Annotated in this window: 5 protein-coding genes; all 5 read right to left on the reverse strand. The window is 41.9% G+C overall.

The window, feature by feature from the left end; translation table 11 throughout:
* Window positions 1-326 precede the first annotated feature (326 nt).
* Entirely contained in the window at window positions 327-3446 is a 3120-nt protein-coding gene (locus COE25_RS26960) for an alpha-mannosidase (RefSeq protein ID WP_098934839.1), read from the reverse strand.
* 70 nt (window positions 3447-3516) lie between these two features.
* Window positions 3517-5397 (reverse strand): beta-N-acetylhexosaminidase, encoded by a 1881-nt coding sequence (locus COE25_RS26965; protein WP_098934840.1) that lies wholly within the window; start codon window positions 5395-5397, stop codon window positions 3517-3519.
* Window positions 5398-5441: 44 nt separating this feature from the next.
* Window positions 5442-6062, reverse strand: coding sequence for a YesL family protein (locus tag COE25_RS26970; RefSeq protein WP_098934841.1), 621 nt, complete (start codon window positions 6060-6062; stop codon window positions 5442-5444).
* Between the two features lie 38 nt (window positions 6063-6100).
* Window positions 6101-7435, reverse strand: coding sequence for a glycoside hydrolase family 125 protein (locus tag COE25_RS26975; protein ID WP_098934842.1), 1335 nt, complete (start codon window positions 7433-7435; stop codon window positions 6101-6103).
* A gap of 11 nt (window positions 7436-7446) precedes the next feature.
* The gene (locus tag COE25_RS26980) at window positions 7447-10146 is read right to left on the reverse strand and encodes an alpha-mannosidase (RefSeq protein ID WP_098934843.1); all 2700 of its coding nucleotides are present in this window, start codon (window positions 10144-10146) and stop codon (window positions 7447-7449) included.
* Between the last annotated feature and the right edge of the window lie 475 nt (window positions 10147-10621).

Raw genomic sequence — 10621 nt, forward strand, 5'->3', positions numbered from 1 at the left:
ATTTGTTATTCGAACCTGTGAGGAAACCATTCGTGGATCCACAGGTTCTTTTTGTGTGACCGGCAAAACATGTCGATATTAGGATTTCCTTAGGGAAACTCTCATGCTTCGACACGTTTACTGATCATTCCTTACTAACCAAACGTTTGATTAGTTGCGGGAAAAACCCTTTTAACAAAAGGATTTTTTCCCGGGAAATGGAGAAAAGAATGTCGAAAGACGCTCGACATTAGAAAAGCTAGCTGGCCTTTTTGAATAATTATATAAATGACAAAGGGGACGTGGTTTATCCCCACGTCCCCTACATACTCCATTCGAGTACTCCACTACAAAAGCTTTATGGTCTTAATTTCATATGGTTTAATTTCCAACTCAATCGGATCTTCAGATTGTTCACCAATCGGTTCTTCCATTAAATTGGTCTCCACCCATGATCGGAAGTCTTTCTGAACATTCAAAGAAACCTTTCCTCTGCGTCCCTCATACTCATGGAAACGAATAATGATACCGTCGCCATGAAAGGCTGGCTTGATGGCATCAATCCAAATATGGTCAGCATCAGTTTCGATGAAGGATGCTTCCTTTGTCCAACTGCCTTCTACAGCGGAAATAGGATCATTTAAATCCCAGGCTTTTTCCACCGTCTTCGCTTGCCGCCAATCCCCGATATGTGGATATAACGAATAAACAAACGAATGCGCCCCCTGATCTGCTTGCGGATCCGGATGAGTAGCTGATTTTAAAAGTGTTAATCGCAACGTATTTTCTTTGATGTCATAGCCATATTTGCAATCATTCAATAAACTTACCCCATAATCGGGTTCTGATAGATCGACCCATTGATGGCCGACCGATTCAAATTTCGCCATATCCCAGCTGGTATTCCAATGTGTAGGGCGCTTGACATTGCCAAATTGAATATCATAGGTGGCCTCCGTTGTTCGAACATCGACAGGAAAGGCGGCCTTAAGCAATTTTCTTTTTTCATGCCAGTCTACATTCGTTTCAAAATCGATTCGGCGGTCATTTTTATAAAAAACAATCCGCTGAGAAATTTCAGAATGATGATACTTCCAGATGGCATGAATAGTAAAAGTAAGTTCACCATTTTCCACTACTTCAAATCTGACTAAATCATGGATCTCCTCCATTTTCTCTTGATAGAAAATATCAATATCCCATGCCTCATGCGCAAGAGGTTTATCTTCAAAAATTTGAAGAATATTCCCTCTTTGATCGTCAGCCAGAACATGACGTTGTGCTTCCTTATCATAAATAGTCGTCATTTGGCCAAACTCATTCCACTCAACGAGATAGAACGGTGTTTCTAATTTCCTGTCAGTATAGCTAAAATTTGCTTTTGTTACTCTAGCATTTTTAATCGGTTCAAAATATAAGGTTTTAGCTCCAAACGATGGAAGTGCATCCACTTCAACGAGCCAGCCATTCTCACGTTTTTGATGGTTCAACACTGCTCCGTTACTGTTTCTCCACTCACCTGCTTCATACTCAGCAAATTGAGGAATACCCACATTTTTTAACCCTTTGAGATGGGTAGCGTTAAATAGAACAACAGAATGGCCAGCCTGCTCGATTCCGTTATGGATCACACGAGATTCCAGCTGATTCCCGATTTGCCAGGCTTCCTCGTATTCTTCCTTGGCGTCCTCATATACTTCATGAATGGAGGAGCCCGGAATAATATCATGAAATTGATTTCTTAAGATAATTTTCCAACCACTTTTCAGCTCATCATTTCCAAGCCAATGACCATTTTCCGAAAGCCAAGAAGATAAGAATTCCACCCTCCTATACAAAAGCTCTAATTTACGATTCATCTTTTTCATAAACGCCTGGCTTGTATAGGTTCCCCGATGATATTCTAGGTACAATTCGCCATCCCATTTATGGATGTAACTGTTTGATTCCTCAATATTTTTATGAAGCTTTTCAAAAAATTCTCCTGCCGTAGAAGTCTTCACATTCGGCATCCCTGGCAATTTGTCCAATCTTCTTCTCATTTCGAGCATATTTCGAGTGACACCACCGCCACCGTCACCATACCCATAGGATAGAAGCAGATCCTTTGATAGCTCTTTATCACGATAGCCTTTCCAAGCCCCTTTAACCGTTTTCGCCGTAATAAAACCATTATAGGTGTAGAACCAAGAATCTGGGCCATTCCATGGTTCCGGCGTCGTAATAAAATGGGTGAGAATCTCTGATCCATCAATTCCCTTCCAGTAAAAGGTATCATGAGGCATCCGATTATATTGATTCCAACTAATCTTCGTTGTCATCATCGTTTTTATCCCTGATTTTTGTAAGATTTGCGGAAGGGCCCAACTGTACCCAAAAACATCGGGCAGCCATAAATAATGACAGTCGACACCAAACTCCTCTTTGAAAAAGGCTTTTCCATGCAGGATTTGGCGAACAAGCGACTCACCACTTGGAATATTACAGTCAGCTTCCAGCCACATCGCGCCGCCGACTTCCCACTTTCCTTCTGCAATTCTTGCTTTCATTTGGTCATAGATTTCCGGATAATCTGTTTTAATATAATCATAGAGTTGTGGCTGGGTTTGCAAAAACAGGTATTCAGGGAATTGTTTCATTAAATGCAGCACTGTGGAGAAGGAACGAGCAGCTTTCTCTCTCGTATTTTTTAATCTCCACAGCCAAGCTACATCAATATGGGTATGACCAACCGTATGAATCGTAATATCGGATGAATCGGATGATGGTTGAATTGAATGGATGGCATCAGTCAGGCTGGCTTCAGCTTCATAGCAGGATTCATAGAATTCCGTACTTCCGGGTTCCGTCCAATTAATTCGCTGTAAGGCATCCGCAATAACCTTTTTCAAAGTCAAAGAGGCAGACTCTTCCTCATTCGTTTCCAATAACACTTCGTAAGCCGCCAAAAGGGTATAGTATAAATTATCGACTTGTTGATCAAGCCAGCCTATTTTTGCCATCTGAAGTTTAAATTCATTTTCAATCGGAAGCCCTCCCCCCTCAAGTCCAGACCAGAGCCTAAAATCTAAACTCATCGGTCCCTTAGCGACTTGTTCATCAAAGAGAACTTCTTCATGATTGGAATCGACACCTTGGTAGGGTTTGCCATTCACAAATAGTAAGGATTCAAACCCTGAATTATTGCCCCCGCCAGTCTTTCCAAAGGAGAAAAGACCGACGACTGGATGGATGGTGTGTTGCAAATGACAATCAACATCGGCATGAAGCCAAATATAACGGTCGCGGCCTTTCCAATAGTCGCCAATTTGCATGACGTTCTTTTCATCGTAAGCGGCTGGTGGATAGGCACCAACCGTACCATCATCTTCATGTGTATAAAATTGATGGATGGAGACACAATCACGATAACGGTAACTTTCAAGTTCCCTAATACGCGATTCAAATTTTCTTTCTGCTAAAAACACCGTTTTCACCCCATTTGGCCATTTGAACTATTTTTCTAGCTAAAAACATCATAGAAGGTACAATAACTGCTTATAGTGAAAAGTTTCCAGCGGTTACAATGCGATGATAGACATTACCACCGACTAACCCGTCCACAATTTCCCATGGTCCATCATGTCGTAATCTTTTTTCCTCTAACTCTTCTAAACTAGAAACTGTTCCCTCCAGCCATTCGTTAATCCTATATTTTACCGAATCCAAGCGTGTAATGACTCCGCCATAACGAATATCAAGGACTTCCCAGCCGAATGGCTTGTTGGCTGCAAACCAAACTTTACGATGCTTTTGTCGTAAAAGGTCAACATTGGATTGGATCATTTCTAACTTAGTAAGGTTCGCTTTCATTTGCTCGTAATCTTTTTTCTCATAAACTTCTTTTAGCTCAAGGCCGATTTCCGCCTTCTCACTAAGGACTCTTGCCAATTGCTCATAAAAGTCAAATAGCGCTTCCCATTTTGGATTACGAGCCTTTGCTCTTTCCAATACAGATACTAATTTTTCATAATGCTCCCCTAAAGATAGACCGCGCACATTTTCATCATATAATCCAATTAAACTATCTTGGTAGAGTAAAACCTTAGAAGTCATCGATGTATTCATGTTATCCTGCATGACTCCAGGCGTTTCATCCAATAGCTTTAGATTGATAAAATCATCAAAGTGCCCATCACCACAAAATTCAAATCGTTCCGCTACCTGGTCAATGGTCACTTCCTTATGATAGGAGTGTTCTGCGAATAATTGTAAGATTGGGAATGAAGTAGATAGCGGTGTTTCTGCGCCATTATCGCCCCACATCGTGACAAATATCTCTTTCACCCCTTCCTTTTTACAAGCAGCAATGGCGGCCTCAGTCGTCACAATCGCTTTGCCATAGTTCGGTGCGAGTCCATTCCAAGTCCATGCACCGCCTGCAAAAATTGGAGCTGATCCTAGCAATTTATGGTTCGTAATATCTTTTTCATAGATGGCCTGATCCTTACTATAGTAATTCCAATAAACGAGTTGCACATCAGGGATAGAAGCAACCAGTTCTTTCTCGATATTGCCGTTTTCATCCTTATATTTGCTGTTTTCCGTAAACAAAGGATAATACATATCGCTCCAAATCATTGGCTTAAGCCCTAATTTCTCCGTGATGGAAACAACCTTTTGAAGATGTCTATTCATCAAATCAATATGGTTCTCATAGCCATTTTGTTCTAAATATTTACCTAACCCAAGCTGGAACGTCTCATCCATTCCGATATGAATCCGTTTTGTCTTAAATGGTTCAGAAGCGGCCTTGATACAATTTTCTAAAAACTCATAGGTCTCCGGCTTATCGACCAATAAAATATCATCTGTGTCTTTAAAGGTTGAAGCATAATTCCATTTAAGTGCTTCTCGTAAGTGGCCCAAAGATTGAATACAAGGGATCATCTCAATCCCTAGTTTCTCTGCATAGTCATCACATGCTTTTAACTCCTCAAACGTATATCTTCCCCGCATATACCCAAAATAAGGATGTTCCTTTACTTCGTAGGTATCCTCTGTATAAAGCATCAATGTGTCTAATCCCATCACGGCCATTCTCTGCAAGAACTTTTCTACTTCAGCAACCGTTGGAACTGCATTTCTTGACGCATCAAGCATGACACCACTCATGTCAAACTGCGGATTCTCCGTAAAATCAAATTCACTGACTTTGTTAACCTGTTCAAGCCATAATCCTAATGCCCGAAAAAAGTGAACTGTCTTTTCAAAGGTAATTTCACCTTGACCATTTTTATTCACGACCCGTATGGGGCCTTTTTGATTTTTCACATGAATGGGATAACCATCCTGTGAAAGTTGAATCGCTAAATTCTCCAATACAGCCTTTAGTCCATCTGTAACCGACGACACGTCACCCGTTAAATTTAGTTTCACGTACATTCCCCCCTGTTTCACTGCCTTATGGTCAAACTTTATCGTTAGATTAATGCGGCTCTTTTCTCTAAATGGTTAAACCGATTCAGGCAGACCCTCATCATCCAGTAGGCCGGAGCCACGGCGGAAATAAAAGGGATTAAGCCTGGAAGCTGATTAATGAGATAGCCTATGACAAAAAATCCGGCTCCCATCCATAGCGTGGATGGTAAACTGGTCACCGCAAATAGAAAGGACTGTTTTACATATTCCTTATTGGTAAGCTCGAAATGGACATAAATAGCAAAGAAATAGCCAACGGATAATAGGAGCAAAAACGCTAGAAAATATAAGATCACCGATAGAAAGTTAGAAAAAACGCCTGACATCATTCCCTCAGCAATCCGGATATCGACAAAGAGGAAAAGTCCAATCCCGAAAAAAACAAAACCCAATCCATTGCTTCGCTTCCACTCTTTAAAATAAACGTTCTTAAAAGTCTTCCATACAGGTGTATCCGTGTCTTTCTTTATCCATTTCCGGACAATGGTAAAAAGGGCAACAGACGACGGGAAAAAGCCAAAAATCCCTAATCCTAGGACAGTAAAGACAATCCAGCAAAGATTCACCGAGACCACCCTCCAGATCCATTCGCAAATTCCGACCATCCAATGACCTTTTTGCATGACGTCATCACCCTTTCCAATTCCTACTCTTTTCTTTTCTAAACTGCTTGGTTGCTTTTGTTTTTCATTAATTGATGATAAAGCGGGCTTCCTTTAACCGCTTTCCCTGTAAGACTTAACACAAATTCACTAAACATCGTGTTCGCCCATGCAAACCAGTCCCTAGTAAATTCTTCAGGACAATCGGCATTAAAGCCTTCATGCATAAAATGTGTACCGCCATCTGTCTGTTTAAAATAAGCTAAAATTTCCTGTTTTTCTGCTTCATTTATCGTTGTCATGCCCTGTATGGCGAGCGCAATATGCCAAATATAATGATCGGGTGTATGCGGGCTTCCAATTCCATTCGCATATTTTCCTTCGTAATAATAAGGATTATCTCGGCTTAAAAGAAACTGGCGTGTATTTAGGTAGGTCGTATCTTCAAATGGAAGGTAGCCTAAATAGGGGGAAGCCAGCAAGCTCGGTACATTGGCATCATCCATTAAATTGACCCGCCCTTCCCCATCTGTTTCATACACATACATATCACCATATACAGGGTGGTCAAGCTTCGCATATTGCTCAATTCCCTTTTGAATTTCTTCACGAAGCTTCAAGCATTCCTCTTTTAAGGAAGACTGGTGAAGAACTTCCTCACATATTTCAGCCGCGTACCCTAAGATGACAACTGCAAACATATTAGCCGGTACAAGGTATCCGTAAGTACAGGCATCATCACTTGGGCGGAAGGCGCTCCAGGTCATCCCGGTTGGGACAACTCGCCCTCCTTTTCCATCGCGGATTAACGTATCTGACTGGCGAACATCTGCACGTTCAAACCGGTAGGAGGATTGATTTTCATGATCTTGCTCTGTTCGCCATACGTGGATAATCGTTTCGATTACCTGCTGGAACGTTTCATTGAGATGGGATGTCCTTCCAGTAGACTTCCAAAACAGGTAGGCCAGCTGCACTGGATAGCACAGGGAATCAATCTCGTATTTCCGCTCCCAAATATGTGGTGTCATTTTGGTATGATCCGTTTGATGTCCCCTGCCATTTGCCGCTTCATTGAAAGCATTCGCATAAGGGTCGTGTAAGATAAACGCAAATTGCTGGCGAATGACCCCCTCAAGTAAATCAGCGACCTCTTGATCCTCTTCGGCAGCAAGTAAATAAGGTCTCACCTGTGCTGCTGAGTCTCTTAACCACATCGCAGGAATGTCTCCGGTAACCACGAATGTTTTTCCATCTTCTTGCTTTTTCATCGTTGTTTCATACGTATTTACAAAACATTGTTCAAACATACGGTGCAGCTGGTCATCACCTGGAAAGAATTCCTTAACATGATGGATGAGCTTTTGCATCGATTCTGGCAGTACTGACGTCATTTTTTTCGCTCCTATCGTTTATGATGAAAACCAAGTGTAATAATTTCGTGACCTTCTACTTCATATAGACTCTTTGAGTCCGTTGTTTTTTCTTCAAGAATAGTACTTTTATAGGATCGAGCATCGTCATGGATGGCAGCTTTTAGCATTTCCTTTTGTCCAGCCAGATTAAACCAGCGAACGATCACATCATCTTGCTCTTCCGCTACTCTCATCGACGACCATACAAGTCCATTTGATTCCCAGTTTACGAACTGATGGGTTCCAGGCAATTTGCCTTCATGGATGCTTGTCTGAATAGCCAGCAGCGGGACTTTGTATTGATAGGCATCCACATATGCTTTCGAAGCAATGACATCTTTTTGATGAAGCAGCACTTGCCACTCCGCTGTTTGCAACCCTAAGCATTGGGCTTCAGGTGTCGGGAAGTATCCCCAGTCCCCAAGCTCCGCAACGGAACGAAGCACGGTTACTGCGATTGTTCCATCCTTTTGCAGGATTTCGTATTCATGGAGACCATCCGTTGCCACTGTTACCCCCATCTTGTCATCCGAGAGACTGACAAATCGCTGCTGGTGATGACAAAAGCTCGAATTTTCCCATTCCTTTTCCGGCGTATTAGGGCGAGTAACAATCTCAAAAATACTGTCAGCTTGATGTGTTTCCGTCTGCAGCCCTGTTGGGAAAAGGACACGGAGACGATGGTCTGTTGCTTGATTATTGATAAAAAGCTTAAAGGCCGGTCCTTTCATTCCTTTTTCGAGTGTCACAACTGTTCGAAGCGAAATGGCAGTCATTTCTTTGGCTCTTCCTGCTTCTCTTTCCTTATGCCAAATAAGTTTATGACGTTCGATGTCAAGTCGCTCGTCCGCCGAAACTGGAATCGATAACGTGTGCTTAAACTCAAGGACTGTACGCAGGGCACTTCTTTCCACTAAGGTAAATTCCGCTGGTATCCCTTTTGTCGTGATCGCGGAATAACCCTTCGCTTCCTTGAACATGTATTCGTTCCCGACATCGCCTGTGTCTTCGTATATACCGAGACGATGGAAGGCCTTGCCTGTTTTTTTATCCGTTACATCATACGTGCCATCTTCATGGAACAGTAAATGCACAAATTCATTTTCCATTTCCAAGTCGTTAACAGGGTCTTTTACCTGTTGTTGCACCAACGAGTGACCTTCCGGAACAAGATAATAGGTCTTGTAACCGAAGGATGGAATCTCCTCTGCATAGAATGATAGAGTAGCCCGCTTTGCAAAAAACGGCTGGCGGAACTTGTCGTCTGGCAGATCGTAACCGAATTCGACAGTCGGGCTTACGAGTTGAAATTCGACGGTCTGACCTTGATCATCAACCAGCTTGTAGCCAGGCATTTCTTTATCCTTCAAATAGGCAGGAATTTCTTCAAAATGCATTTGTGAAAAATACACTTTTTCAACATCGACTAATTTTGTCACTACTTCGTTTTTGTTCCATCCCGTTGTATTCATGACAACAAGCGGAATTCCCCCATCCGGTGTTTTGGATGTATCAACCGTAAGAGCAAGTTCTGCTGCTCGTTCTTGTACAAATACCTCGCCCATTTGTGAAACTCTTTCAAATCTCGTGACCATTTCACGGTGGACCTCATCGACACTGCAGCCGCAAATACTGTCATGTGGGTGATTTTTCAAAAGGGATTTCCACATAAAGCGAATATATTCGCGCGGGTAAGTTCCGTTTGCTAAATAGCCAAAAGCCGCTAAAGGCTCCGCTATTTTTTCCAAAAGAGTTTGACAGCGGTTATTCCATTGCTTTAAGTAAATACGGGCAGAAGCCGTATTGACGAGAGTGGACCATCCGTCTGTCCGCTGATTGCGCAATTCCCCTTCAATGACTTGTAACTTCTCTGGAAGTACCCTTTTTAAAGCGTCTGTATATTCGTCAAAACTTGAATGCTTAAATGTATAATCGGAATAAAGGGCGGATGCGGTTTCGATTGCCTCAGGAATCGACTTTTGCAGCGGCTGGTGATCACAGCCATTCATAAACAATAATTGATTCGTGGACGCATATTTTTCGGCATCTTGGAGCTTTTGATTCCAAAAGACTCTTGCTTCTTCTTCATCCACCGGGATTTCATTTCCGTTTGAATACCAATTGGCAAATAAGATCCCTAAAACACTAGAGCCATCCGGCGATTTCCAAATCATCTCGGAAAAAGGAGATTCAAAGTTGGGGGTGTCTGATACCGTGTTATTAAAGCCAGTCGGTTTGACACCTCTTCCAAAGGCAGCGGTCTCAATCCCCGCTTGTTTTAAAAGCTGGGGCGCCTGCCCGTAAATACCAAATGTGTCAGGAAAATAGCCAATTTTTGATACATGTCCATAGGACTTCGCATCATTCATGCCAATCAGCAAGTTCCGAACATTTGCTTCAGAGCTTGTTAAAAAGGCATCCTGCAACACATACCAAGGACCAATCGTTAGTTTTTTCTCTTCAATCAATTGTTTAACCTTTTCACGGTTTTCTGGGTGAACAGCGAAATAATCCTCTAACAGAACCGTTTGTCCATCCAGATGAAACGATTGAAATTGATTTCCTTCCTGTTCAAACTCATCGATCAGATTATTCATCAGCTTGATAAAGTAATAGCGGTGTTTCTCAAAGGGTAAATACCACTCCCTGTCCCAATGGGAATGAGATAAAATATGGGCTGTCTTCTTCATGAGACTTCCCCTCCTACACTTTTGATTTATGCGATAAGTAAACGCTGTCATTTATGAATGTGTCCTATTACTAATAACAATAAAAGTCCACCCTTCAAGTAGCAATAGAATGGGCGTAAGTCATTTAGATATTCCAGTGGATATAAAATTATTCCATTGAAAAGGGGTCAGGTCCTCACNNNNGTGAGGACCTGACCCCTTTTTTAGCAGATAATTCCCATTGCCTGCTGTTAATGGCATGACGGTATAATACGATTAAAAAGCCAGTCACAAGACTGGCTCAGCTAACATTCTTTCCAAATTTACAGAGATAACCCTCTTTCTCAGGCCTTTCCAGATACCTCATTTAGTAAAACATTTACTTACTGTCCACATCTCATTTAATATTTGGTGGTGACAGGCATTGGAATTACATGCGGAAAACAAAAAAACAACCTTTTCAGGTTGTCTTTAATGTGCCTGGCAACGTCCTACT

Source organism: Bacillus sp. AFS031507, assembly GCF_002584635.1.
Classification (GTDB): domain Bacteria; phylum Bacillota; class Bacilli; order Bacillales; family Cytobacillaceae; genus Neobacillus.